The organism is Frigoribacterium sp. Leaf172, assembly GCF_001424285.1.
GTDB lineage: Bacteria > Actinomycetota > Actinomycetes > Actinomycetales > Microbacteriaceae > Frigoribacterium.
Genome location: NZ_LMPB01000002.1, coordinates 927,964 through 951,530 on the forward strand (window position 1 = coordinate 927,964; position 23,567 = coordinate 951,530).

General features: G+C 71.1%; 22 protein-coding genes. 6 read left to right on the forward strand and 16 right to left on the reverse strand.

Going from position 1 to position 23,567, the window contains the following annotated elements:
* Positions 1-18 precede the first annotated feature (18 nt).
* Together ASF89_RS10570 and ASF89_RS10575 are read right to left on the reverse strand one after the other, a co-directional pair.
* On the reverse strand, positions 19-558 hold the full coding sequence (locus ASF89_RS10570; RefSeq protein WP_235476385.1) for a PH domain-containing protein: 540 nt from the start codon (positions 556-558) through the stop codon (positions 19-21).
* 4 nt (positions 559-562) lie between these two features.
* On the reverse strand, positions 563-1,342 hold the full coding sequence (locus tag ASF89_RS10575) for a biotin--[acetyl-CoA-carboxylase] ligase (protein WP_055814423.1): 780 nt from the start codon (positions 1,340-1,342) through the stop codon (positions 563-565).
* A 115-nt stretch (positions 1,343-1,457) separates the two neighbouring features.
* Here ASF89_RS10575 and ASF89_RS10580 point away from each other — a divergent pair, with 115 nt between their 5' ends.
* A complete protein-coding gene (locus ASF89_RS10580; protein WP_055798243.1) occupies positions 1,458-3,083 on the forward strand; it encodes an acyl-CoA carboxylase subunit beta in 1,626 nt (541 codons plus the stop codon).
* Complete coding sequence (locus tag ASF89_RS10585) at positions 3,080-3,349, forward strand: acyl-CoA carboxylase epsilon subunit (protein WP_082475084.1); 270 nt, start codon at positions 3,080-3,082, stop codon at positions 3,347-3,349. Before ASF89_RS10580 ends, ASF89_RS10585 begins: the two co-directional genes overlap by 4 nt.
* A gap of 356 nt (positions 3,350-3,705) precedes the next feature.
* Here ASF89_RS10585 and ASF89_RS10590 read toward each other — a convergent pair whose 3' ends face one another.
* The 4 genes from ASF89_RS10590 to ASF89_RS10605 form a co-directional block, all read right to left on the reverse strand.
* Positions 3,706-4,755 carry a hypothetical protein gene (locus tag ASF89_RS10590; RefSeq protein ID WP_055814426.1) on the reverse strand — a complete coding sequence of 350 codons (1,050 nt, stop codon included), beginning with the start codon at positions 4,753-4,755 and terminating at the stop codon, positions 3,706-3,708.
* Complete coding sequence (locus ASF89_RS10595; protein ID WP_055796062.1) at positions 4,752-6,008, reverse strand: ATP-binding protein; 1,257 nt, start codon at positions 6,006-6,008, stop codon at positions 4,752-4,754. Before ASF89_RS10595 ends, ASF89_RS10590 begins: the two co-directional genes overlap by 4 nt.
* On the reverse strand, positions 5,998-6,702 hold the full coding sequence (locus ASF89_RS10600; protein ID WP_235476384.1) for a response regulator transcription factor: 705 nt from the start codon (positions 6,700-6,702) through the stop codon (positions 5,998-6,000). The genes ASF89_RS10595 and ASF89_RS10600 overlap by 11 nt, the downstream gene beginning before the upstream one ends.
* 119 nt (positions 6,703-6,821) lie before the next feature.
* Entirely contained in the window at positions 6,822-8,063 is a 1,242-nt protein-coding gene (locus ASF89_RS10605; RefSeq protein ID WP_055814429.1) for a class I SAM-dependent RNA methyltransferase, read from the reverse strand.
* A gap of 26 nt (positions 8,064-8,089) precedes the next feature.
* On the opposite strand from ASF89_RS10605, the gene ASF89_RS10610 reads away from it, so the two are divergent.
* The 4 genes from ASF89_RS10610 (at position 8,090) to ASF89_RS10625 (ending at position 13,197) form a co-directional block, all read left to right on the forward strand.
* The gene (locus ASF89_RS10610) at positions 8,090-8,767 is read left to right on the forward strand and encodes a nucleoside triphosphate pyrophosphatase (protein ID WP_055814431.1); all 678 of its coding nucleotides are present in this window, start codon (positions 8,090-8,092) and stop codon (positions 8,765-8,767) included.
* Positions 8,768-8,858: 91 nt separating this feature from the next.
* Positions 8,859-10,616, forward strand: coding sequence for a biotin carboxylase N-terminal domain-containing protein (locus ASF89_RS10615; RefSeq protein ID WP_055814434.1), 1,758 nt, complete (start codon positions 8,859-8,861; stop codon positions 10,614-10,616).
* 68 nt (positions 10,617-10,684) lie between these two features.
* Positions 10,685-11,518 carry a purine-nucleoside phosphorylase gene (locus ASF89_RS10620; RefSeq protein ID WP_055814437.1) on the forward strand — a complete coding sequence of 278 codons (834 nt, stop codon included), beginning with the start codon at positions 10,685-10,687 and terminating at the stop codon, positions 11,516-11,518.
* A complete protein-coding gene (locus ASF89_RS10625; RefSeq protein ID WP_055814440.1) occupies positions 11,515-13,197 on the forward strand; it encodes a phospho-sugar mutase in 1,683 nt (560 codons plus the stop codon). The genes ASF89_RS10620 and ASF89_RS10625 overlap by 4 nt, the downstream gene beginning before the upstream one ends.
* Before the next feature lie 66 nt (positions 13,198-13,263).
* Here ASF89_RS10625 and ASF89_RS10630 read toward each other — a convergent pair whose 3' ends face one another.
* The 10 genes from ASF89_RS10630 to ASF89_RS10675 all read right to left on the reverse strand — a co-directional run bounded on the left by ASF89_RS10630 (position 13,264) and on the right by ASF89_RS10675 (position 23,545).
* Positions 13,264-13,536: a PTS sugar transporter subunit IIB gene (locus tag ASF89_RS10630; protein ID WP_055796035.1), complete on the reverse strand. Its 273-nt coding sequence runs from the start codon at positions 13,534-13,536 to the stop codon at positions 13,264-13,266.
* Positions 13,537-13,563: 27 nt separating this feature from the next.
* On the reverse strand, positions 13,564-14,010 hold the full coding sequence (locus ASF89_RS10635) for a PTS sugar transporter subunit IIA (protein WP_055796032.1): 447 nt from the start codon (positions 14,008-14,010) through the stop codon (positions 13,564-13,566).
* Position 14,011: 1 nt separating this feature from the next.
* Positions 14,012-15,136 (reverse strand): adenosine deaminase, encoded by a 1,125-nt coding sequence (locus tag ASF89_RS10640; RefSeq protein WP_055796029.1) that lies wholly within the window; start codon positions 15,134-15,136, stop codon positions 14,012-14,014.
* Between the two features lie 48 nt (positions 15,137-15,184).
* Positions 15,185-16,477, reverse strand: a complete 1,293-nt coding sequence (locus ASF89_RS10645; RefSeq protein WP_055814443.1) for a thymidine phosphorylase — start codon at positions 16,475-16,477, stop codon at positions 15,185-15,187.
* A 40-nt stretch (positions 16,478-16,517) separates the two neighbouring features.
* A complete protein-coding gene (locus ASF89_RS15715; protein ID WP_055796021.1) occupies positions 16,518-16,937 on the reverse strand; it encodes a cytidine deaminase in 420 nt (139 codons plus the stop codon).
* Entirely contained in the window at positions 16,934-18,223 is a 1,290-nt protein-coding gene (locus ASF89_RS10655) for an ABC transporter permease (protein WP_055796018.1), read from the reverse strand. Before ASF89_RS10655 ends, ASF89_RS15715 begins: the two co-directional genes overlap by 4 nt.
* Positions 18,220-19,503, reverse strand: a complete 1,284-nt coding sequence (locus ASF89_RS10660) for an ABC transporter permease (RefSeq protein WP_055796014.1) — start codon at positions 19,501-19,503, stop codon at positions 18,220-18,222. The genes ASF89_RS10655 and ASF89_RS10660 overlap by 4 nt, the downstream gene beginning before the upstream one ends.
* Positions 19,500-21,020, reverse strand: a complete 1,521-nt coding sequence (locus tag ASF89_RS10665; protein ID WP_055796012.1) for an ABC transporter ATP-binding protein — start codon at positions 21,018-21,020, stop codon at positions 19,500-19,502. The genes ASF89_RS10660 and ASF89_RS10665 overlap by 4 nt, the downstream gene beginning before the upstream one ends.
* A gap of 155 nt (positions 21,021-21,175) precedes the next feature.
* The gene (locus ASF89_RS10670) at positions 21,176-22,264 is read right to left on the reverse strand and encodes a BMP family protein (RefSeq protein ID WP_055814446.1); all 1,089 of its coding nucleotides are present in this window, start codon (positions 22,262-22,264) and stop codon (positions 21,176-21,178) included.
* 162 nt (positions 22,265-22,426) lie between these two features.
* Complete coding sequence (locus ASF89_RS10675; RefSeq protein WP_055814920.1) at positions 22,427-23,545, reverse strand: mannose-1-phosphate guanylyltransferase; 1,119 nt, start codon at positions 23,543-23,545, stop codon at positions 22,427-22,429.
* Positions 23,546-23,567 lie beyond the last annotated feature (22 nt).

Sequence of the window (23,567 nt, forward strand, 5' to 3'; positions counted from 1 at the left end):
TCGTGGGGCGGAACGGGTCTAGTCGCCGTTCCCGAGGGCAGACCCGTCGGCCGTGGCCGACTGGTCGTGGTGACGTCGCCGGGCGACGAAGTCCGTGTTCTGTTCCATCATGTCGTGAAGCGTCGACTGCACGAGGTCCGCGCCCGGCACGTCCCACAACACGATCGGCCGATCGAGGCCGCTGTTGATCAGCACGTCGCCGCTGCGGAACAGGCTCTGCACGCCGTTCTTCCTGACCGTGAGATCGTAGCCGCGACTGTGCAGGAGCTCCTGACGCGTCCTGACCAGGAGACCTCGCCGCAGGATGATCCGTCTCGTCGTGATGACGTAGTGCCGCCCCATCCAGACGAGCAGAGGCACCAGCCAGAGCAGCACGATAGCGAGCCCGGCGAGGGCGAGCACCAGCTGGTTCTGCCAGTCGGCCTCGAAGCGGCCACCGAGATAGCCCGCCCCCGCGCACACGGCCAGCAGGGCGACGCTCGGCCAGAACATGACCCGGGCGTGCGGCCTGAGCCTCGCCACGACGACCTCGGGCGTCTGCGGGTCGACGGAGCTCATGGGGTCATTCATAGCGCAGATGGGTGACGTCGCCCGAGGACACCGCCACGTCGTCGCCGGATGCGGGGCGGACGATCAGCCGGCCGACGCCGTCGAGCCCCACGGCGATCCCGTGCAGATCCGCGCCGCCCGGCAGCTCCACCCGCACGTCGCGTCCGAGCGTCGAGCACTCCGCCTCGGCGCGGGCGTGGAGCCCCGACGCCCGCGCGTCGCCCCCTGCCGCGACCAGGGCGTCGAACGCGGGGAGCAGGTCGGCGAGGAACGACGAGAGCACGCGATCGGCCAGCGTCAGCGCGTCGCCCTCCGCCCCGTGGAGGACGAGAGAGGTCGCGGTCGCGGTCGGCAGCCGGTCGGCCGGCACGGTCAGATTCACCCCGACGCCGACGACGATCCCGCCGTCGGACCGGGCCTGGGCCAGCACGCCGCAGACCTTCCGACCGTCGATCTGGACGTCGTTGGGCCACTTCAGCCCCACGATGCCCCCCGTCTCCGCCACCAGGGACGCCAGGGAGGCGCGCATCGCCGCACCGGCGAGCAGTGGCACCCAGCCGCGGGACTCCGCGACGAGCCCGCTCGGGTCGAGCAGGACGCTGGCGGCGAGGGTCTGATCGGTCGGCGCGACCCACGAGCGGTCGAGGCGACCCCGCCCCGCGGTCTGGCGGAGGGTGGCGACGACGTCGCCGTGCCGAGCGGGCTCGCGATCGACGAGGTCGGCGTTGGTCGACCCGGTCGTCTCGACGTGCTCGAAGGTCGGGGCGAGCGCCGAGCTGAGGGGGAAGGTCACCGCGACAGCCTAGGCGGACGAACCCGGACGGTGCACGGAACCCACCATCGTCGCCCCCTCGCACGCGTGGAAACCTCCAACGGCTCGAGACGGAGCGATCAGTAGAGTGAGGCTCGTGACCTCCGACACGACGCCCTCCCCCGAGACGACCGCCAGCGCCCAGCCCGACCTGCACACCACGGCAGGCAAACTGGCCGACCTCAGGGCGAGATACCACGAGGCCGTGACGGCCAGCGGCGAGGCCGCCGTCGCCAAGCAGCACGCGAAGGGCAAGAAGACGGCGCGCGAGCGCATCGATCAGCTGCTCGACCCCGGTTCGTTCGTCGAGCTGGACGAGTTCGTCCGTCACCGCACCCACGCCTTCGGCATGGAGGCCAAGCGCCCCTACGGCGACGCCGTCGTGACCGGCACCGGCACCATCCACGGTCGCCAGGTCGCCGTCTACAGCCAGGACTTCACGATCTTCGGCGGCTCGCTCGGCGAGGTGGCGGGCGAGAAGATCATCAAGGTCATGGAGCTCGCCCTGAAGACGGGTGTGCCGATCCTCGGGATCCTCGACTCCGGCGGGGCCCGCATCCAGGAAGGGGTCGTCGCGCTCGGCAAGTACGGCGAGATCTTCCGCCTCAACACGGCGGCCTCGGGTGTCATCCCGCAGATCTCGCTCATCATGGGCCCGGCGGCAGGAGGCGCGGTGTACTCCCCCGCGCTCACCGACTTCGTCATCATGGTCGACAAGACCAGCCACATGTTCGTGACCGGGCCCGACGTCATCAAGACCGTCACCGGCGAGGACGTCGGCTTCGAGGAGCTCGGCGGCGCATTGACCCACAACAAGGTCAGCGGGGTCTCGCACTACCTCGCGAGCGACGAGGACGACGCTCTCGACTACGCCCGGTCGCTGCTGTCGTACCTGCCCGACAACAACCTCTCCGAGCCTCAGGTCTTCGAGCGGACCGTCGAGCTCGAGACGACCGACCACGACCGGGCGCTCGACACCCTGATCCCCGACAGCCCCAATCAGCCGTACGACGTGATGACCGTCATCGAGCACGTCGTGGACGACGGCGAGTTCCTCGAGGTGCAGCCCCTCTTCGCGCCGAACATCGTGATCGGCTTCGGCCGCGTCGAGGGCCGCTCCGTCGGCATCATCGCGAACCAGCCGTCGGCCATGGCCGGCACCCTCAACATCGAGGCGGGCGAGAAGGCCAGCCGTTTCGTCCGCTTCTGCGACGCCTTCGGCATCCCGATCCTGACGCTCGTGGACGTCCCCGGCTACCTGCCCGGCACCGACCAGGAGTGGACCGGCGTCATCCGCCGCGGCGCCAAGCTGCTCTACGCCTACGCCGAGGCCACCGTGCCGCTCGTGACCGTCATCACGCGCAAGGCGTACGGCGGGGCGTACATCGTCATGGGATCCAAGCAGCTCGGGGCCGACATCAACCTCGCCTGGCCGACCGCGGAGATCGCCGTCATGGGCGGCCAGGGCGCCGTCAACATCCTGTACCGCAACGAGATCAAGGCCGCCGAGGCCGCCGGCGAGGACGTCGCCGCCGTCCGGAGCCGACTGGCCAAGGAGTACACCTACAACGTGGCGAGCCCGTTCCTGGCCGCGGAGCGAGGCGAGCTCGACGGCGTCATCGAGCCGTCCGCCACCCGCGTGGCCGTCGTCAAGGCCCTTCGCGCGCTCCGCACGAAGCGGGCCGTGCAGCCGCCCAAGAAGCACGGGAACATCCCCCTGTGACCGGCCGTCACGCGGCTCTGCCCGACGAGGACGATCGGCACGACGACCGATCCGCGTCGGAGGTGCTGCGCGTCGTCTCAGGCCGTCCGACCGACGCCGAACTGGCGGCCGTCGCGGCGGTCCTGGCCGCGCGCGCGGTCGAGGCCGAGGCCGAGCGGGCGGTCCGCGCCGCACCCGCGACCGAGTCCGCCTGGTCCCGATCGCGACGCCGACCCCGGGGGCCGTCGACCTCGGGGCCCGGCCAGTGGCGCTCCTTCTCGGGCTGACGACCACCGGAGACGTGCTCGGTGGACCTCTTGTCCCCCGGGGCGGAGACGCCATGGGGGTCGCTCCCCGGTCCGATCCGCTCAGCGCTGCCCACCCGAACAGGGGTAGACGGAGCTATCGTCCCCTGGTTGTCCCCCTAAATGTCGACTTTGCACTTCGGGTTCCGGCGGGCATCATTGATCGTGCTAGGTGTAACTCTTCGAGTCGCACCACCGTTTGAGAACCAACTAGGGTAAGCGGGTTCTCATTCGGGGGCGGGTCAGGGCGGCATTCGGGTTGCCGCCCTGATCCGAAATCTTGCGAAGGGCCGGACTCACGTCCGGCCCTTCTGCTTTCCCCGGTGGCACGGACCGACTCAGTCGGAGCCGGTCCGGGGGATCTGCAGCCAGAGCTGGACCTCGTCGTCGTCGTCGTCCTCGTCCGCCTCGCTCGCCACCCCTCGCCCGAGCGCGCTCGAGCTCGGGTCGGGCGACCCCAGTCCGACCACGGACACGGCGTGGTCGCCGCCCCCCGGCACCGTGCGGACGATGATCCGATCCGCCGACGATCCGCGCAGGGCCTCGGCGAGAGTGCGGTGGATCCGTTGCAGATCCGTCCCATGGACGTCGTCCAGGCCGCCCTCGTCGAGCAGGCTCACGACCGCCCCCCGCCGTCGGGCCGACATGACCTCGCGCCGCACGTCGTCGTCGAGCAGTCGCCGCCCGCGGATCTCGTCCCGGATGGCCCCCTCGAGGTTGAGGCACTCCTGCCGCTGCTCGGGTGTCAGGTCCCCCTCCTGGGTGACGATGGCGGCGAGCATCGGCCGCGCCGTCCGGCCCGTCTGCAGCAGGCGGTACTGCCTCTCGTTGACGTGCGCCTCCTGAGCGGCCTGCCAGTCGGCGGCCTCGTGCTCCGCGAGGATGAACTCCCTCGTCTCGCGGCTCGCCCGCGTCAGCGCCGACGACATCCAGGCGGCGAAGGCCACCCACACGACGCTGCCGATGACGCCGAGGTCCGCGAGCGTGTCGAAACCGCTCCACGCCGCTCCGTGCAGCGCCATGAAGCCCACCCCGAGCCAGGCGAAGGCCTGCCGTCGACGGGTGGCGACGATGACCATCAGTGTTCCGATGGCGGCCACGTACCAGGTCGCGTACCCGTTCTCGTCACCCGAATCGAGCTGAGACGTGATCTGCAGCGGGATGACGATGCTGACCGCCAGGGCGAACGAGGCGATCCAGACCGGCATCGCCGAGAGCCTGCTCGGCCAGAGCGCCGCCACGGTCGCCGCGGCGTAGGCGACCATGCAGGCCGCCACGGGCCACGGATCGTCGAAGCGGTCGAGCGAGACGGCCGCCAGCACGAGGTGGTAGCACGAGAAGACGGCCGCGAGCGAGACGATGAGCCACCGCGGGACCCGCACCCTCATGACAGCGACCCCGGCATGGGCGGAGTGATCTCGCCGCTCGGCCAGAGCAGCCGGACCACCGTGCCGACCCCGGGCCGCGAGTCGATGCACGCCCGCCCGCCGGCGTTGCCGAGGCGCTCGACGATCGAGACCCGGACCCCGAGCCGCTCACCCGGAACGCCCGACGGGTCGAATCCCCGCCCCGTGTCGCCGACCTCGATGATGGCGCCGCCCTCCGGCCCGGCCGCGAGGCGGATCCACCGACGGACGCCCGCATCGTCGCCGGCGTGCTGCGAGCTGTTGACGAACGCCTGGACGGCCGCGCTGTAGAGGGCCTCCGCCGCGGCCGACGGGACCGAGCGGCCCCCGATCCCCTCGGCGCGGAGGTCGACGGCGACGCCCATCTCGGCGCTGACCGTGACCAGCCGGTCGCGCATCGACTCGAGAGACGTCGTCGACTCGTCGAACGGCGTCGCCGCCGCGGCCGACGCCAGATGCGCCATGGCGTTCCGGGCCATGTTCGTCGCCAGCACGCGCTCCTCCGGCGAGTAGGCGCGGGCGGCCTGGATGAACGTCGTCAGCACGCTGTCGTGGACGATGGCGTCGACCTGAACCCGCTCGAGCTCCGTCGCGTGCTCGCGGATGGCGGACGAGTACCGGGCCACGGCCAGCGCCTGCGCGCCATCGACGTTCGCCGCGGCCTGACGCAGGATCACGACGAGGATGAGCACGGCTCCCCCGAGCAGCACGGCGTAGGTCGCGTCGAGGGTGGCGTGCGCGAACGAGACCGCGCCTCCCGAGGGGGTCAGGCGGATGAGCCCGTAGACCAGAGGCGCCGCGAACAGGTAGCCGACCGCGATCCAGGCCGTGAAGGCGTAGGCGGCGGCCGCCGTCGCCACGGTGCAGAGGTACCAGAGCCACGGCACCGAGGTCTGCACGACGCTCGGGTCGGTGACGGCGAGAGGCCAGGTGATCAGCGCGATCAGATACGAGACGGCGACGAAGGCGGCCGCCGTCTCGGCACCGCGGACGACCACGCTCGCGACGGCGACGGCGATGAAGCCCCCGAAGACAGACGCCCCGATGATCCATGCCCAGGCGCTCTGCATCGAGCCGATCTGAGCGAGCATCGCGGGGACGGTCTGCAGGCCGAACACGATGCCGGCGGCACCGACGACGCGCCCGACGACCTTCTCGAGGAGCGCGCGGCTGATCGGGTTGCGTGACGGACGAAGCGGTGGTGTCGGCCCGGCGTGAGCCGGGTCAGCGGCCATCCCCGCCGTCCGCGTCGAGGCCCGGCAGGATGCCGTCCTCGACCGCTCGACGGAGGAGGTCGACCTTGGTGGGCGCCGGGCGGCCGACCTCGACGTACTTCACGCGGATGCGGTCGAGGTACTCGCGCGCCGTCGAGTAGCCGATGCCGAGCTGCTGCGCCGCGAGCTTGAGCGGAAGACCCGAGGCGTAGAGGTGCAGGATCTCGCGCTCGCGACGCCCGAGCTGGGCCTTGGCGAAGTCGCGGTCGGCGTCGATCGCGCTCGCCCACTCCAGGTTGTTGAGCACGTCGCCCCGGGCGACGGTCGCGACGGCCGCCATCACGGTCTTGGTCGCGGACGACTTCGGGATCACGCCGGCGGCCCCGGCGGCCAGGGCCTCGCGCACCGACGCGACGCGGTCGGCGATGCTGTGCACGAGCACGGCCGAGCCGGTCGCCTGCACCCGCTTCACGTTCTCGGTGACCGTCGACCCGTCGCCGAGCGAGAGGTCGAGGACCACGACGTCGACCTCACGACCTGCGAGGTTCTCGACGAGATCCTGCACGCCGGCGGCCGTCAGCACGACCTCGAAGCCCTCGTTCTGACAGGCCGCCTGGATGCCCAGACGCACGGACTCGTGGTCGTCGACGATCGCGACCCGCACGGGCGACGTCGTCGGGGCGGGTGTGTTCGGATCCGTCACTGTCTCTGACACGGTGTTCCTTCGCTCGACGTGCGTCCGGGTCCCTGAGATCCCGGGCGTGCACGTCGGACATCGTACCGGCGGTACCGCCCCGCCGCCGGAGTCGCCCCGACGGGCGCCTCCCGGGCCGATCAGACCCGGACGAGTCGGGCGACGGTCTCGACGTGGTGCGTGTTCGGGAACAGGTCGAACGCGCTCAGGGCGTCGACGTCGTACCCGTGGTCGCGGAAGAGCGCGATGTCGCGGGCCAGGGCCACCGGATCGCAGGCCACGTACACGATCTGCGCCGGGCCGAGACCGGCGATCTCGGTCACGACCTCGCGCCCCGCACCCGAGCGCGGCGGGTCGAGGACGATCGTCGAGGCGCTGTGACGACCTCGTTCGAGCGCACCGGCCTGCGCGGCCGTCTGACGGATCCACCGCTCGACGCGCCCGGTGACCGCCGACGCCCCGAGCCAGTCGGCCAGGTTCTCGGACGCGTGCTCGGTGGCGCGCTCGTCGCTCTCGACGCTCGTGATGCGCGTCCCGGGGCCGAAGGCGTCCCCGACGGCCGCCGCGAGCAGACCGACGCCGCCGTAGAGGTCGAGGTTCGCGGCCTTCGGATCGAAGAGGTCGGGTCGGATCGCCTGCTGCACCGCGGTGGTGAGAGTCGAGGCGGCCTCGCGGTGCACCTGCCAGAAGCCGCGATCGTCGAGCCGGAACTCGCGGTCGCCGACGGTCTCGTAGATCGTCGTGCGGGACTGGTCGCCGATGATGAGTCGAGCGCCGCCGACGCTCGGGGCCAGGACGTCCACATGAGCCTCGCCCGGGAACGAGTCGCCGAGCGGCGCGGCCTCGACCAGCTCGGGGCTCGCGAGCGGCAGGTCGTCGACGCGGACGACCGTGTGCGATCGGGCCGCGTAGGGGCCGGTGCGACCGTCGGCGTCGACGTGCAGCCGCACGCGGGTGCGCCAGCCGGTGCCGCCGCGCTCGTCGTCGCCGGGCAGCGCGCGGACCTCGACGTCGGACCGCTCGGCGTCGAGCCCGCCCGTGCGGGTCAGGGCGTCCCGGAGCACCTGCCGCTTGAGCTCCCGCTGGTGCGACAGCTCGATGTGACCGAACTCCGCTCCTCCGGCGCGCTGGGCGGGGTCGACCTCGAGCGCAGCCGCCGACCAGACGTGCGGTCGGCGGTGCTCGCTCGGCGTCGTGACGGCCACGGTCTCGGCCCGCCAGAACGACCTCTTGCGGTCCTCGGTGATGCGCGCGACGACGCGCTCGCCCGGCAGCGTGTCGGACACGAACACGACGCGCCCGTCGAGCCGTGCGACCGAGATCCCCCCGTGTGCGATGCCCGTCACGTCCAGTTCGACCTCTCGGCCCAGCATGTCTCCCATGCGACGAGTCTGACAGGCTGGTCGGCATGACCGTACCCCTCTACCTGGCGAGCACCTCCCCGGCCCGGTTGTCGCTGCTGCGCGCTGCCGGCATCGAGCCCGTCCTCATCAGCCCGGGGGTCGACGAGGACGCCGCGGTCGCGATCGCCGAGACCGAGGCGGGGCGTGCGCTCACCGCCCCCGAGACCGTGGCGCTGCTGGCCCGGGCGAAGGCCGAGGCCGTGCTCGACACCCGCCTCGACGGGGGCGCCCTCGACGGTCTGGTGCTCGGCGGCGACTCCGCCTTCGAGTTCGACGGCGAGGTGCACGGGAAGCCGCACGACCCCCTCATCGCGCTCGAGCGCTGGCGACGCATGGCCGAGATCGGCCACGGCACCCTCTGGTCGGGGCACTGGCTGATCGACCACCGGGGCGGCGCACCCCGCCGCGACGACGCGTTCCCCGAGGGAGGCGCGGGTCGGGTCGCGAGCGCCGAGCTCACCTTCGCCGACGACCTCGACCCCGACGAGCTCGCCGCCTACGTGGCGACCGGCGAACCGCTCGAGGTCGCGGGGGCGTTCACCATCGACGGTCGCGCGGCGGCCTTCATCACCCGGATCGACGGGACGCCGAGCGCCGTCGTCGGGCTCTCGCTGCCCGAGCTCCGCTCGATGGTGCGGGGATTCGGGGTGCCCTGGCACCGACTCTGGACGTCGGCGGGCTGATCGGCCTTGTAGGACCCGTCACGCGCCTCCGGGGCCTTTTTGTGCACGTCATCCAAAGAAGGGTGAGGGTCGCCCAATATGCTGAGGGACTATGCCGCGTATCAGCAAGGTCCTCATCGCCAACCGTGGAGAGATCGCCGTCCGGGTGATCCGGGCCGCGCGTGACAGCGGCATCGGCTCCGTCGCCGTCTACGCCGATCAGGACCGCGATGCGCAGCACGCGCGACTCGCCGACGAGGCGTACGCCCTCGACGGGACGACCAGCGCCGAGACGTATCTCGTGATCGACAAGATCCTCGCCGTCGCCCGTCGCTCCGGAGCGGACGCGGTCCACCCCGGGTACGGCTTCCTCGCCGAGAACGCCGACTTCGCCCGCGCCGTGCAGTCCGCCGGCCTGATCTGGATCGGCCCGTCGCCCGAGGCCATCGAGCAGCTCGGCGACAAGGTCTCCGCCCGGCACATCGCCGAGCGCGTCGGCGCCCCGCTCGCGCCGGGCACGCTGAACCCCGTGTCCGGGGCCGACGAGGTGCTCGAGTTCGTCGACCAGCACGGTCTCCCCGTCGCCATCAAGGCGGCCTTCGGCGGCGGCGGACGCGGCCTCAAGGTCGCCCGCACCCGCGACGAGGTCGCGGAGATGTTCGACTCGGCCACCCGCGAGGCCGTCGCGGCCTTCGGACGCGGCGAGTGCTTCGTCGAGAAGTACCTCGACCAGCCGCGGCACGTCGAGACGCAGTGCCTCGCCGACGAGCACGGCAACGTCGTCGTCGTCTCGACCCGCGACTGCTCGTTGCAGCGCCGCCACCAGAAGCTCGTCGAGGAGGCCCCGGCTCCGTTCCTGACCGACGAGCAGACGACGCAGCTGTACGAGTCGTCCAAGGCGATCCTCCGCGAGGTCGGCTACGTCGGCGCCGGCACGTGCGAGTTCCTGATCGGCAAGGACGGCACGGTCTCGTTCCTCGAGGTCAACACCCGGCTGCAGGTCGAGCACCCCGTGTCCGAGGAGATCACCGGCATCGACCTCGTCCGCGAGCAGTTCCGGCTCGCGGAGGGCGGCGTGCTCGACTACGACGACCCGATCGCCCGCGGGCACTCGTTCGAGTTCCGGGTCAACGGCGAGGACGCCGGCCGCGGGTTCATGCCCGCCCCGGGTCCCGTCCACGTGTTCACGGCCCCCAGCGGGCCCGGCGTCCGCGTCGACAGCGGGGTCCAGGCCGGCGACGAGATCAGCGGATCCTTCGACTCGCTGCTCGCCAAGCTGATCGTGACCGGCGCCACCCGCGACGAGGCCCTCGAGCGGTCGCGCCGCGCCCTCGCCGAGTTCGAGGTCGCCGGCCTCCCCACCGTGCTGCCCTTCCACCGCGTCATCGTGGACGACCCGGCGTTCGCACCCGCCGACGGCGCCCCCTTCTCGATCTACACCCGCTGGATCGAGACCGAGTTCGAGAACACCATCCCCGCCTGGAGCGGCGAGGCCGGCACCCCGCGCGCGGACGACGAGCGCACCACCGTCGTCGTCGAGGTGGCCGGCAAGCGCATCGAGGTGTCGCTGCCCGCCGGTCTCGGCGCCCGCACCGCGCCTCCGGCGACCGCTCCGAAGCGACGGGGAGCGTCGCGTGCGGGCGTCGTCACCGCCACGGGCTCGTCGGTGACCTCGCCCATGCAGGCGACGGTCGTCAAGCTCGCCGTCACCGAGGGGCAGCAGGTCGTCAAGGGCGATCTCGTGCTCGTGCTCGAGGCCATGAAGATGGAGCAGCCCGTCACGGCCCACCGCGACGGCGTCGTCTCCGCCATCGACGCGACCGTCGGCCAGACGGTCTCGTCGGGTCACGTCCTGCTCAGCATCGACTGAGGGGTCGCGGAGCCGAGGAGGCGCGGGTCAGGCCGAGCGGCCGGGTCGCAGACTCTAGAGTGGTGGGCATGTCCGAGACACCCACGCACCCGCTCGACGACCGCTCCGCCGACCCCTTCGAGGTCGCCCGTACCGCTGCGGCGGAGATCGCGGAGAGGACCGGCGTCGACCGGCACGACATCGCCCTCACGCTCGGGAGCGGCTGGGCCAAGGCCGCCGACCTGATCGGCGAGACGGTCGCCGACATCCCCGCCACCGAGATCACCGGATTCAGCGCGTCGGCCGTCGTCGGCCACACCGGCTCGATCCGCAGCATCCTGCTCCCGTCGGGCAAGCACGCCCTGGTCATCGGCGCCCGCACGCACTACTACGAGGACCACGGCGTCCGACGCGTCGTCCACAGCGTCCGGACGGCCGCCGCGACCGGCGCCACGACGATGATCCTGACCAACGGCGCCGGGGGCATCCGCGAGACCTGGAAGCCGGGCACGCCCGTCCTGATCAGCGATCACATCAACCTCACCGCCGATTCGCCCCTCGAGGGCGCCACGTTCATCGATCTCACGGATCTCTACTCCGCCCGGCTGCGCGAGATCGCCCGCTCGATCGACCCCTCCCTCGACGAGGGCGTCTACACGCAGTTCCGCGGCCCCCACTACGAGACCCCGGCCGAGGTGCAGATGGCCAAGGCCATCGGCGGTCACATCGTCGGCATGTCGACGGCGCTCGAAGCCATCGCCGCTCGACAGGCGGGCATGGAGATCCTCGGGATGTCCCTCATCACCAACCTCGCGGCGGGCATCCAGACGACCCCGCTCAGCCACCAGGAGGTGCTCGAGGCCGGTCGCGAGGCCGAGCCCGTCATCAGCGACCTGCTCGCCCGCATCGTGGCCGCCCTGTGACCGCGGCGGAGCTCACGGGCGACGCGCTCCTCGAGGCGGCGACCGCGTGGCGCGACCAGGATCCCGACCCCGAGACGCGTGACGAGCTCGACTCGCTCATCGTGCGGGCGCGGGAGGGCGACGTCGACGCGACTGCCGATCTGGCCGACCGGTTCGACGGCAGGCTCGAGTTCGGAACGGCAGGTCTCCGCGGCGCCCTCGGAGCCGGGCCGCGTCGCATGAACCGCGTCCTCGTCGCCCAGGCGGCCGCGGGCTTCGCGGCGTTCCTGACGGGGCGCGAGACCGAGCCCTCCATCGTCATCGGCTACGACGGGCGCAAGAACTCCGACGTGTTCGCGCGCGACACCGCCGAGATCATGGCGGCGGCGGGGGTGCGGGCCACGATCCTGCCGCGGGCCCTGCCGACCCCCGTCCTGGCGTTCGCCGTCCGTCACCTCGACGTCAGCGCGGGCGTGATGGTCACGGCGAGTCACAACCCGCCCCAGGACAACGGCTACAAGGTCTACCTCGGCGGCGTCGACGCCGGATCGCAGATCGTCTCCCCCGTCGACGGGGAGATCGCGGATCGCATCGAGGAGGCCGCGAGGTCGTCCGTCGACGGCATCCCCCGCTCGACCGACTTCAGCGAGGCCGGCGACGATCTCGTCATGGAGTACGTCCGGCTGACCGCTGCCGTGGCCGGCACCGCACCGACGGGCCGTCAGCCGCGCGTCGTCTACACGGCCCTCCACGGCGTCGGCTGGGAGGTCGCCCGCCGCGTGTTCGCGACCGCGGGCTTCGCCGAGCCGATCCCCGTCAGCGAGCAGAGCGCACCCGACGCGGACTTCCCGACCGTGGCGTTCCCCAACCCGGAGGAGCCGGGCGCGATGGATCTCTCGTTCGCGACCGCCGACCGCGTCGGCGCCGACCTCATCATCGCCAACGATCCCGACGCCGACCGCCTCGCCGTCGCCATCCCGTCCGACGGCGGATGGCGCCGACTCAGCGGCAACGAGGTCGGCGCCGTCCTCGGCTGGCGCGCGGCCGAACGTGCTCGGGCCGCCGACCTCGACGGCACGCTCGCGGCGAGCATCGTCTCGTCTCCGGCGCTCCGCGAGATCGCTCGCGTCTACGGACTCGACTACGCCGACACCCTCACCGGCTTCAAGTGGGTCTCGCGGGTCGGCGGTCTCCTCTACGGCTACGAGGAGGCCCTCGGCTATCTCGTCGATCCCGACGTCGTCCGCGACAAGGACGGCATCTCGGCCGCGGTCGATCTGCTCGCCCTGGCGACGGAACTGCACACCGCCGGTTCGAGCCTCTCGGAGCACCTGGTGGCGTTCGACGAGCGGTTCGGCGCCTACGCCTCCGCGCAGGTCTCGATCCGCGTCGACGACCTCGCCACGATCGGCGCCCTGACCGCCCGTCTCCGTGCAGCTCCCCCGGCCGCCATCGGCTCGCATCGGGTCGACCGGATCGACGACTTCCGCGACGGCTTCGGCGGCTTCCCCGCCGGGGACATCCTGCGGTACTGGCTGACCGACGGCTCGCGGGTCATCGTCCGGCCGAGCGGGACGGAGCCGAAGCTCAAGGTCTACATCGACTCGTCGAGCGCCGAGGGCGACGCGGCAGCCCGCCGTGCGACGGCGGAGGCCTCGGTCGCGGACCTCGACGCCGGGATGCGCGAACTGCTGTCCTGAGCACCACACGGGCACGACCGCAGGGGTTCCCGCGGTCGTGCCCGTGTCAGAGGCCCCGAGGGTCGCTCAGCCCAACGACTTCTGCAGCTTCTCGCTGAGCTCCTGCTGGTCGAAGTGGTTGACGATCACGATCACGTCCGCGAAGGTGCTGCCGATCGCGTCGACGAACTCGGCGGAGGTCAGGATGACCTGCGCGTCGTCGGCGACATCCCGGATCGAGCCGACGTCGGCGGCGACCACGTCGGCCTCGATGTCGAGTCGGGCCAGGACGCGCTCGGCGTTGACCTTGAGGATTCCGCTGCTGCCGATGCCGGCCCCGCAGATGGTGACGATCTTCATCAGTTCGCTTTCGTGTCGGTACCGGGTCTAGGCCGGGACGCCCATGAGACGCCGGATCTCGTCGGCCGTCGTGGCCGCCGCCAGCGCGGGGATGACGGACGCGTCGTTGAAGATGTTCGCCAGATCGGCGACGGACTCGAGATGGGCGCCGACCGTCGGCAGCGCCAGCCCCAGCACGACCGACACGGGATCGTTGTGCGGATGGCCGAAGGGGACGGGTTCGGCGAGGGTCACCACGGCGAGGCCGTCGCGCACCACGCTGTCGCCCGGGCGAGCGTGAGCCAGGGCGAGCCCCGGCGCGATGACCACGTAGGGGCCGTGCTCGTCGATCATGCGGACCATCTCGTCGCCGTAGCCCTCGAGCGCGGCACCCGAGGCCACGAGTGCGGCGCCGACCACGCCGACGGCGGCGCGCCAGTCGTCGACCGGCGACGCGATGACGATCGCGCTGTCCGGCAGCGCGGGGAGCGCCATGTCAGACCCCCTCGAAGCCGCGTGCGATGCGATCCGCGAGATCGTCGCGGTCCTCGAGGGGCAGGAACGACGCGGCGGCGGCGTTGAGCTGGAACGCCTGGAGGTCGGACAGCGAGTAGTCGAAGGCCTGCGTGAGCAGCGCCAGCTCGCGGCTGAGGCTGGTCGCGCTCATGAGGCGGTTGTCCGTGTTGACCGTGACCCGGTAGCCCAGCTGGTACAGCAGGTCGAAGGGGTGGTCGTCGAGGTCGGAGCCCCAGGCGGAGATCGCACCCGTCTGCAGGTTCGACTGCGGCGACAGCTCGAGCGCGATCTCGCGGTCACGGACCCACGAAGCGATCGGCCCGAGCTCGACGGTCGTCTGATCCCCGCGGTTGCGGACCACGCGGATGTCCTCGGCGATGCGCACACCGTGGCCGAGGCGGAGCGCCCGCCCGTCGAGGAGCGCGCCCCGGATGCTGTCGAGGCCGTCCGCCTCGCCGGCGTGCACCGTCACGGGGAAGAACTCGCGCGCCAGGAGGTCGAAGGCCGCGCGGTGTCCTCCTGCCGGGTGCCCCTCCTCGGGCCCGGCGAGGTCGAAGCCGATGACGCCCGTCTCACGGTGCCGCACCGCGAGGGTCGCGATCTCGAGGGACCGGTTCTCGTGTCGGAGCGCGGTGAGGATCTGCCCCACCGACAGCTCGTGCCCCTCGTCGGCGAGCTGGTCGACGGCGTCGTCGACGCCCGACTGCACGGCCGCGACGGCGTCGTCGAGGGAGAGGCCGCCACGCAGATGCTGCTCGGGGGCCCAGCGGACCTCGGCGTGCACCACGCCGTCGGCCGCGAGATCGAGGACGAACTCGCGAGCGACCCGCTCGAGGGCCTCCGCGGTCTGCATCACGCCGACGGTCACGTCGAACGTGGCGAGGTAGTCGGGGAGGTTGCCCGCCGAGGCCGACTCGACGAACCAGCGGTCGAGAGCGTCGGCCCCGCCCGAGACCGGCAGATCGAACCCGCTCTCGGCGGCGAGCTCGACGATCGTCTCCGGTCGGAGTCCCCCGTCGAGGTGATCGTGCAACGACACCTTCGGGAGGGAGGCGATCTTCGGCCCGCCGTCGGGCATGCGGTAGTCCTTGTCCGGTGCGCTCATGATGCTCAATCTACTCGTGGCGCGCCTCCCGGATCTGGACGACGGCTGCTACGCGATGCGCTCCGCGACGATCGAGCGGGACGCCGGAGCCTCATCGCCGATCGTCCATCCGCCGGCGACCGCCTCGAGCGCGCGCTCGAAGCGTTCGGGCTCGTCGGTGTGCAGAGTGAAGAGCGGCTGACCCGCCACGACCGCGTCGCCCGGCTTGGCGTGCAGCTCGATGCCCGCTGCGGCCTGGACGGGATCCTGCTTGCGAGCGCGCCCGGCGCCGAGACGCCAGGCGGCGATCCCGAAGGGCAGTGCGTGCTGCTCCGTCACGTGACCCGAGCGGTCGGCGGTCACGACCTGCGTCTCGCGGGCCGTGGGCAGAGCCGCGTCGGGGTCGCCGCCCTGCGCGCGGATCATCCGGTTCCAGGCGTCCATCGCGCGGCCGTCGTCGAGGGCCGCCTCGACGTCCGCATCGGGCAGGCCCGCCGAGGCCAGCATCTCGCGGGCGAGCGCCACGGTCAGCTCGCGGATGTCCGCCGGGCCGCCCCCCGCGAGCGTCTCGACGGACTCGCGGACCTCGAGGGCGTTGCCGATCGTCAGTCCGAGCGGCACGTTCATGTCGGTCAGGAGCGCCGTCGTCGCCACGCCCGCGTCGGTTCCGAGGTCGACCATGGTGCGCGCCAGCAGGCGCGACTGCTCGATGTCCTGGATGAACGCGCCCGAGCCGAACTTCACGTCGAGCACGAGGGCCGCCGTGCCCTCGGCGATCTTCTTGCTCATGATCGACGACGCGATGAGGGGGATGCACTCGACCGTCCCCGTGATGTCGCGCAGGGCGTAGAGCTTGCCGTCGGCGGGAGCGAGTCCCGACCCGGCCGCGCAGACGACGGCGCCGCTGTCGGCCATGATCTCGCGCATCCTGTCGTTCGAAATCGACGCCTGCCAGCCGGGGATCGACTCCAGCTTGTCGAGCGTGCCGCCCGTGTGGCCGAGTCCGCGACCCGACAGCTGCGGCACGGCGACGCCGAACGAGGCGACCAGCGGAGCCAGGGGCAGGGTGATCTTGTCGCCCACTCCCCCGGTCGAGTGCTTGTCGACGGTGGTCTTGCCGAGACCGGAGAAGTCCATGGTCTCGCCGCTGCGGATCATGGCGAGGGTCATGTCGCGGATCTCGCGCCGCTCCATGCCGTTGAGGAAGATGGCCATCGTCATCGCGGCCATCTGCTCGTCACCGACGTAGCCACGCGTGTACGCGTCGATCAGCCAGTCGATCTGCGCGGTGCTCAGCTCACCCGAACCGCGCTTCACGCGGATCAGGTCGACGGTGTCGAACGGCTCGACGATGGTGGTCATGGTTCTCCTTCGGTGCTGGCGGCTCCGCCCAGGCGGATGGTCACGGACGCGAGTCGCGGAACTCGTCGAGCTGACGGGGGCCGAACGCGTCGGGGATGACCTCGTCGATGGTCTTGAAGCCCGAGACCGTGTCGAGGATCATCGAGGCGTCGGAGTGCTCGTAGAGCAGCTGACGGCATCGGCCGCACGGCATCAGCACATCGCCGTTCCCGTCGACGCAGGCGAAGGCCGCGAGGCGCCCGCCGCCCGACATGATGAGGTCGCTCACGAGCGAGCACTCGGCGCACAGCGTGATGCCGTACGAGGCGTTCTCGACGTTGCAGCCCGACACGAGGCGCCCGTCGGTCGTGAGGGCCGCAGCCCCCACCGGGAACCTCGAGTACGGGACGTAGGCCTTGCTCATGGCCGCGCGGGCGGCCTCACGCAGAGCCGACCAGTCGGTCTCGTCGACGACGCTCACGACTTGATGTAGGGCTTGCCGGACGCGGCCGGGCCCCGGGACTGGCCGACGAGACCGGCGACGGCGAAGATCGTGACGATGTACGGGAGCATGAGCATGAACTCGCTGGGGACGGGCGAGCCGATGGCGCCGAGCACGTTCTGGAGGTTGCTGGCGAACCCGAACAGGAGCGCCGCCAGGGTCGCCCGGATCGGATCCCACCGGCCGAAGATGACCGCGGCGAGTGCGATGAAGCCGGCGCCGGCCGTCATCTCCTTCTGGAAGTTCCCCAGCGAGCCCAGCGTGAAGTACGCGCCGCCGAGACCGGCGATCGCGCCGGCGAGCGACACGTTCCAGAACCGCGTCGCGTTGACCTTGATGCCGACCGTGTCGGCGGCCTGCGGGTGCTCGCCGACCGAGCGGAGGCGCAGACCCCAGCGGGTGCGGAACAGCCCGTAGAACACGAGCGCGATGGCGATGTACATCAGGTACACGATGATCGTCTGGCGGAAGAACACGGGGCCGATGATGGGGATCTGGCTGAGGACCGGGATGTCCAGCTGCGGGAACCGCACGCCGCGGCTCAGCGACTCCGAGCGCGCCAGCACCTGCGAGTACAGGAAGCTCGTCAGACCGGTCACCAGCACGTTGAGGACCACTCCGACGATGACCTGGTCGACGATGTACCGGATGCTGAAGACGGCCAGGACCATCGACACGAGCACGCCGGCGATCATCGCGCCCACCAGCCCGACGTAGGCGGAGCCGGTCGCCGAGGCCACCAGGGCCGAGACGAAGGCGCCGGCGAGCAGCTGCCCCTCGATGGCGACGTTGACGACGCCGACCCGCTCGCTGATGACGCCGCCGAGCGCGCCGAAGATCAGCGGCGTGCTGAGGGCCAGCGCACCGAGGAGCAGGCCGGGGACGGGGATCGTCGCGCCCGCGCTGGTCCAGGTGAGGAAGGCGACCAGGAAGAGCACGCCGAAGACCGAGACGAGCCAGATCGGCACCTTCTCGGCGCGGACGACGCGGACGACCGACGCCGCGGTCAGGAGTGCCAGGACGATCGACAGCACGAGACCGGTGCCGGCCGAGGGCAGCACCGCGTCGGGCAGGGCGAAGAAGTCCGTCGCCGTCGCGAGGCGGAACGTGCTCGACCCCTCGCGGCCGAAGGCCACGAACAGCACGAACGCGATCACGGTGAAGATGCCGAAGGCGATGGGGGCCTTGTAGCTGCGGGTGACCGCACGGGCCAGATCGGGCGACGCGGCGGCGGGGGCCGCGGTGTCGGGGCTGAGGGTGCTCACTTGGTGACCACCGCCTCCTTGGTCGAGGCCTTGCGCACCGGGCGGGCGCCCGGGGCCGGCAGACGGAAGATGCTGCGCACGAGCGGCGGGGCCGCCACGAACAGCACGATGAGGGACTGCACGACGAGGACGATGTCGATGGGCACGCCGTTGGCCGCCTGCATCGAGTAGCCGCCCGCCTTGAGGGCGCCGAAGAGGATGCCCGCGGCGAAGACGCCCCAGGGGCGCGATCGCCCGAGGAGGGCGACCGTGATCGCATCGAAGCCGATGCCGGCGTCGATGCCCGAGGTGAACCCGGAGGTCAGGGTCCCCAGCACCTGCGTGGACCCGGCGACACCGGCCAGCGCACCGGAGATCAGCATGGCGTAGAGGTAGATGTTCTTGACGTTCATGCCGGCCGTCCGCGCGGCGTGGGGGTTCTCACCCACCGCTCGGAACCGGAACCCGAGGGTCGAGCGGTTGATCAGCCACCAGACCGCGGCCGTGATGGCGATCACGAGGATGAAGCCCCAGTTGAGCCCGTAGCTCGGGCCGAACAGGTCGGGCAGGATCGCCGTCTCCAGCGTCGCGGGCGCCTTGGGGTTGTTGCTGCCGGGCGCCTGCAGGAGACCCTGCGTTCGCAGCATGAAGGCCAGCAGGTAGAAGGCGATGTAGTTGAGCATGATCGTGAGGATCACCTCGTGCGCACCGGTGCGCGCCTTGAGCAGACCCACGATGCCGCCCCACAGAGCCCCGGCCGCGATGCCCGCGGCGAGAGCCAGCGGCAGGTGCAGCGCCAAGGGGAGGTGGAACGAGAAGCCCACCCAGCCGGCCGCGGCGGAGGCCATGAGCATCTGCCCCCGCGCACCGATGTTGAAGAGTCCGACCCGGAAGGCGACGGCGACGCCGAGACCGGCGGCGATCAGGGGGACGGCGTAGTTCAGCGTCTCGGTCAGGGGGCGGATGCCCGCGGCGAACCCGTCGACCCGGAAGTTGTAGACGGCGCCCTGGAACAGCGACAGGTACGAGCCGCCGACCGACGACCCGAAGGCCTGCAGGAAGTCGCTCGGCCGCGAGAAGAAGTAGCCCATCGTGCTCTGGACGTCCTGATCGGTGAACCCGATCAGCAGACCCGACACGACGAGCGCCAGGACGACGGCGAGCACGGAGATCGCCGCGTTGCCGGTGGTGATCTCCCTCAGGAGGCGCGACCCGCGCGAGTCGCCGTCGTCGCCGGCGGGCGCCGTGGTCGGTGTGGTCGGGGGCGTCGGACCCGACGTCGTGGTGGTGGCGTCGCTCACGCTGCCTGCTCCGTTCCCTGCGGCATCTCGCCGGCCATCATGAGCCCCAGCACCTCGCGGGGCGTGCTCGCCGGCACGATGCCGACGATCGTTCCGCGGTACATGACCGCGATGCGGTCCGCCAGTGCGGCGACCTCGTCGAGCTCCGTGGAGACGACGATGACGGGCACGCCGCGATCCCGGGTCTCGACGATGCGCTTGTGGACGAACTCGATCGACCCGACGTCGATGCCCCGGGTCGGCTGGGCCGCTACGAAGAGCCGCAGGTCGCGACTGAGCTCGCGGGCCAGGACGACCTTCTGCTGGTTGCCGCCCGAGAGCCGCCCGGCGGGGGTGGTGATGCCCTGGGTGCGGATGTCGAACTCGCGGACCTTCTCGACCGCGAACGCCGCCAGCTGAGCGAGCTTGAGCGAACCGCGCTTGACGAACGGGCCGGACTGCGACCGGTCGAGCATGAGGTTCTCCGCGACGGTGAACTCGCCGACGAGGCCGTCCTGGTTGCGATCCTCGGGGACGAAGCCGACTCCGGCGTCGAGCACCTGGCGGACGCTCCGGCCCGTGATGTCGCGGCCGTCGAGAGACACGCGGCCCTCGACCCGGGGCTGGAGGCCGAGGATCGCCTCGGTCAGCTCGGTCTGGCCGTTGCCCTGGACACCGGCGATCGCGAGGATCTCGCCCCGGCGCACCTCGAACGAGACGTCGTCGACGACGACCTGGCCGATGGGGTCGACGACCCGCAGCCGCTCGACGACGAGCGCGGCCTCGCCCGGCACGGCCTCCGACTTCTGAACGGTCAGCTCGACGGCCCGGCCGACCATGAGCGAGGCGAGCTCGGCGTTCGAGGCGCTCGGCTCGGCCTCTCCGACGACCTTGCCGAGGCGGATGACGGTGATGCGGGTCGCGACCTCTCGCACCTCGCGGAGCTTGTGGGTGATGAAGACGATGGCGGTGCCCGCGTCGCGCAGCTGACGCATGATCACCATGAGCTCGTCGGTCTCCTGAGGCGTGAGCACCGCCGTCGGCTCGTCGAAGACGAGCACCTTCGCGTCGCGCGACAGCGCCTTGATGATCTCGACCCGCTGCTGCACGCCGACGGGCAGCTCCTCGACGAGAGCGTCGGGGTCGACGTCGAACCCGAAGCGGCTGCTGATCTCGCGCACCTTCGCGCGGGCGGCGTTCAGATCGAGCAGACCGCCGGCCCGGGTCTGCTCGTGTCCGAGCATGACGTTCTCGGCGACGGTGAACACGGGGACGAGCATGAAGTGCTGGTGGACCATGCCGATGCCGGCCGCCATCGCGTCGCCGGGGCCCGCGAACCCCTGGACGACGTCGTCGAGGAGGATCTCGCCCTCGTCGGCCTGGTAGAGGCCGTAGAGGACGTTCATCAGCGTGGACTTGCCGGCGCCGTTCTCACCGAGGAGGCAGTGGATCTCCCCCGGCTCGACGGTCAGGCTGATGTGGTCGTTGGCGGTGAGTGCGCCGAATCGCTTCGTGATGCCCCGGAGTTCGAGCTTCATCTCAGGTGTCCACCTCGGGTCGGGTGATGGGAAGGGGTCCGGGGCGCGTCGGGTCGGCGTGCGTCCGGGGGCGTTGCGAGGGCCGGGAGCGACGGGGTGACCGTCGCTCCCGGCCCTGGGTCAGTCGATGCTAATCGATGACGGGAGGTGCGTCGTTACTCGGTGAGTGCCGAAGGCGACTCGACCGTGATGGAGCCGTCGATGATGCCGGCCTCGATCTCGTCGAGCTCGCCCTGGAGTCCGGCGTCGACCTGGTCCTCGTAGTCGTGGAACGGGGCGATGCCGACGCCCTCGTTCTCGAGGGTCCCGACGTAGGGCTCGTTGGTGAACTCGCCGTCGGCCGCCTGGCTCACGACGTCGTCCGTCGCCTGCTTGATGCCCTTCAGCACCGAGGTGAGGAACAGGTCGCTGTTGGCGCTGTCGGTCTCGTAGGTGTCGCTGTCGGCGCCGATCAGCACGATCTCGTCGCCCGAGTCGCGGATCGCCTCGGCGGCGCTCTGGTAGATCGGTCCGCCGACGGGGAGGATCACGTCTGCACCCTGCTCGATGAGCGTCTGCGCGCTCTGCTTGGCGACCGTGCCGGCCTCGAAGCCGCCGGTGAAGGTGCCGGTCTGGCTCGCGACGTCCCAGCCGACCGTCTTGACGTCGGCGTCCTTCTGCTCGTTGTAGTACTCGACGCCGTCCGCGAAGCCGTCCATGAAGATGGTGACGGTCGGGAACTGCATGCCGCCGAAGGTGCCGACGGTGCCGGTCTTCGAGAAGCTCGCCGCCGCGTAGCCCGCGAGGAACGCCGCCTCGGACGTGTTGAACGTGATCGGGCGGACGTTGTCGGCGTCGTTGGCCGCGTCGTCGATGGTGGCGTAGTCGATGTCGGGGTTCGCCGCGGCCGCGGTGCCGGTCGCGTCGGACAGCGCGAAGCCGACCGTCACGATCAGGTTGCAGCCCTCGGAGGCGAGGTTCGTCAGGTTGGCGTCGTAGACGGTCTCATCGGCCGACTCGACGGTCTTCGGAGTGGCGCCGATGGCCTCGGCGGCCTCGGTCAGGCCCTCGAAGCCGAGCTGGTTGAACGATTTGTCGTCGAACCCGCCGGCGTCGGAGACCATGCACGGGACGAAGTCGCTCGAGGCGGCGCTGGACGAGCCGCCGTCGGCCTCCTCGGGAGCCGAGGCACAGCCGGCCAGGATCGCCGCGGTGCCGAACAGGGCGATACCGCTGAGCACGGCCTTGCGCGCAGTTGTAGTCAAGTTGTCCTCCAAGATGCAGCCCGACAGCTGAGCCGGGCACGTATGGCTGTCAGGTTACTCATTGCGACGGGCGCTCATGACCGTCCCGGCGTGATGATGCCGTGACGTTACACAAGCGGGACCGACGTGTAACGGGGACGAAACGAAACGCTCCGACGAGAGCTAGAGGACGTCGCTGCGACCGCTGAGCTTCAGGGCGTCCACCACCGATTTCACGCGCTGGGCATTGGCCGTCGTCGTGACGAGGAGGGCGTCCGGGGTGTCGACGACGATGATGTCGTTGACGCCGATCAGCGAGATGAGCCGGTCGCTGCCGGCGACGACGATGCCGCTCGAGGCGTCCGCGAGCACCCGGGCGTTCTCGCCCAGGATCGCGAGGTCGCTCTTGCGTCCGCCCGAGTGGAGCTTGGCGATGGAGGCGAAGTCCCCGACGTCGTCCCAGTCGAAGTCGCCGGGGATGACCGCGAGGCGACCCGCGGCGGCGGCGGGCTCGGCCACCGTGTAGTCGATGGCGATCTTCTCGAGAGCGGGCCACACGAGATCGACCACGGCACCCCGGCGGGGGGTGTCCCATGCCTCGGCAAGCTCCTCGATGCCGGCGAGCAGCTCGGGGTTCGTCTGCCCCAGCTGCTCCAGGAGGCGGTCGGCACGGGCGATGAACATCCCTCCGTTCCAGAGGTAGTCGCCTCCCGCGACGTAGGCCTCGGCGGTCTCGAGGTCGGGCTTCTCGACGAAGGACTCGACCATGCGGGCCGAGGGCGCGCCCTCGACCGTCAGCTCACCGCCGACGTGGATGTAGCCGAAGCCGATCGCGGGCTCGGTGGGGGTGATGCCGATGGTGGCGATGTAGCCCTCGTCGGCGACGACGATGGCCTCCCGGACGGCTCGCGAGAAGCCGCGGCTGTCGGCGATGACGTGGTCGGCGGCGAACGATCCGATGATGACGTCGGGCTCGCGCCGACGGAGGATCGCGGCGGCGAGGCCGATGGCGGCGGTGCTGTCCTTCGGCTCGCTCTCGAGGACGACGTTGTGGTCCTCGAGGGCGGGGAGCTGACCCTCGACGGCCGCACGGTGGGCCCGACCGGTGACGACCATGATGCGCTGCTCGCCGTTGAGGGGCGCGAGGCGGTCCCAGGTCGCGCGCAGCAGGGTCGAGCCGCTGCCCGTGAGGTCGTGCAGGAACTTCGGAGCGTCGGCGCGGCTGAGGGGCCACAGCCGCGACCCGATCCCCCCGGCCGGGATGATGCTGTAGAACCGGTCGAGGCTGTCCTGGGTCGTCATGCCCCCCACCATACTGAGCGCC

Bases quoted from the DNA above. Each gene is read 5' to 3' on its own strand.
- ASF89_RS10570 (WP_235476385.1), bottom strand. From the start codon at position 558: ATGAGCTCCGTCGACCCGCAGACGCCCGAGGTCGTCGTGGCGAGGCTC.
- ASF89_RS10590 (WP_055814426.1), bottom strand. From the start codon at position 4,755: ATGAGGGTGCGGGTCCCGCGGTGGCTCATCGTCTCGCTCGCGGCCGTC.
- ASF89_RS10595 (WP_055796062.1), bottom strand. From the start codon at position 6,008: ATGGCCGCTGACCCGGCTCACGCCGGGCCGACACCACCGCTTCGTCCG.
- ASF89_RS10605 (WP_055814429.1), bottom strand. From the start codon at position 8,063: ATGGGAGACATGCTGGGCCGAGAGGTCGAACTGGACGTGACGGGCATC.
- ASF89_RS10610 (WP_055814431.1), top strand. From the start codon at position 8,090: ATGACCGTACCCCTCTACCTGGCGAGCACCTCCCCGGCCCGGTTGTCG.
- ASF89_RS10615 (WP_055814434.1), top strand. From the start codon at position 8,859: ATGCCGCGTATCAGCAAGGTCCTCATCGCCAACCGTGGAGAGATCGCC.
- ASF89_RS10620 (WP_055814437.1), top strand. From the start codon at position 10,685: ATGTCCGAGACACCCACGCACCCGCTCGACGACCGCTCCGCCGACCCC.
- ASF89_RS10630 (WP_055796035.1), bottom strand. From the start codon at position 13,536: ATGAAGATCGTCACCATCTGCGGGGCCGGCATCGGCAGCAGCGGAATC.
- ASF89_RS10635 (WP_055796032.1), bottom strand. From the start codon at position 14,010: ATGGCGCTCCCCGCGCTGCCGGACAGCGCGATCGTCATCGCGTCGCCG.
- ASF89_RS10640 (WP_055796029.1), bottom strand. From the start codon at position 15,136: ATGAGCGCACCGGACAAGGACTACCGCATGCCCGACGGCGGGCCGAAG.
- ASF89_RS10645 (WP_055814443.1), bottom strand. From the start codon at position 16,477: ATGACCACCATCGTCGAGCCGTTCGACACCGTCGACCTGATCCGCGTG.
- ASF89_RS10665 (WP_055796012.1), bottom strand. From the start codon at position 21,020: ATGAAGCTCGAACTCCGGGGCATCACGAAGCGATTCGGCGCACTCACC.
- ASF89_RS10675 (WP_055814920.1), bottom strand. From the start codon at position 23,545: ATGACGACCCAGGACAGCCTCGACCGGTTCTACAGCATCATCCCGGCC.